Here is a 1246-nt window from a genome sequence, read left to right on the forward strand (position 1 = left end):
AGCCACCGCAGGAACACTACCCAAAACACTCAACTCCCTGGTCACCACCTCCACACGCCACGTCGACACCATACGATCACTAGCACAACGACTGGACCTGATGCCGGAGGCCGAGTGGCAGCAGGCTCTGCTCAACATCGTCCTGGAACAGGCTGCCGCGGTGCTGGGCCACTCGTCCGTCGGCGACATCAGACCGGAGAAGGGATTCGACGAACTCGGATTCGATTCGCTCGCGGGGGTGGAACTCCGGAACCGGCTCGCCAAAGCCACCGGCTTCGACCTGCCCTCCACGCTGATATTCGACTACCCCAATCCGGTCGACCTGGCCGGCTATCTGCACAAGCAGGCAAAGGTGACGCTGCGGTCGACCGCGCAACCGTCCCCCGTCGCGACCGTGCCCGACGATCTCGCCCACCTGGAGGCGATGGTCGAGCGTGTCGTCACGGCAGGAAAAGACACCGCGACCGTTACGGCGCTGCGTGTTATCAGCGATCGGCTGCGTTCCTATCTCGGCGACAGTCGAGGGGACGACGACTACGACGATCTCGCACTGCATTCCAGTAGCGAGCTCTTGGATCTGATCGATGAGGAGTTCGGTTCAGCATGAGCAACGAGGAACGGCTTACTCGGTACCTGCGCAAGCTCACTGGAGATCTGCGCTCAGCCAACAAACACATTCGCGATCTGGAAGACCGCGCCCGAGAACCGATCGCGGTCGTCGGCATGAGCTGCCGCTACCCCGGTGGCGTCGAATCACCAGCACAGCTGTGGGATCTTGTCGCCTCCGCGACCGACGCGGTCGGCTCGTTCCCGACCGATCGCGACTGGGACCTGGAGCGACTCTTCGACCCGGACCCGGATACGCCGAGCACCATCTACACCCGTGAAGGGGGATTCCTCGACGCCATAGGCGATTTCGACGCTGGCTTCTTCGGAATCAGTCCACGAGAAGCCGCGGCGATGGACCCACAGCAGCGTCTGATGCTGGAGGCGTCTTGGGAGGCGCTGGAGAACGCCGGTATCGATCCGACCACGTTGCGCGGCAGCGACACCGGCGTCTTCGCCGGTGTCATCCATCAGCATTACGGTCCGCGTGTCGGTTCTCCGGCCATCACCGCCGAGACCGAAGGCCATGCCTACCTGGGCGTTTCGAACAGTGTTCTGTCTGGTCGGATCGCGTACACCCTCGGTTTCAAGGGTCCGGCCATCTCGGTGGATACCGCGTGCTCGTCGTCGCTGGTGGCTC

At 63.1% G+C, this 1246-nt stretch carries 2 protein-coding genes; both read left to right on the plus strand.

Going from position 1 to position 1246, the window contains the following annotated elements; genetic code table 11:
- Positions 1–607, plus strand: a 607-nt coding sequence (locus AB0H00_RS31970; RefSeq protein WP_357273679.1) for a phosphopantetheine-binding protein, incomplete at its 5' end; no start/stop codon positions are given.
- Positions 604–1246 (plus strand): polyketide synthase (locus AB0H00_RS31975; protein ID WP_357273681.1); only part of this gene is annotated, 643 nt, incomplete at its 3' end. The genes AB0H00_RS31970 and AB0H00_RS31975, both read left to right, overlap by 4 nt.

The organism is Nocardia sp. NPDC023852 (assembly GCF_040639505.1).
Lineage (GTDB): Bacteria > Actinomycetota > Actinomycetes > Mycobacteriales > Mycobacteriaceae > Nocardia.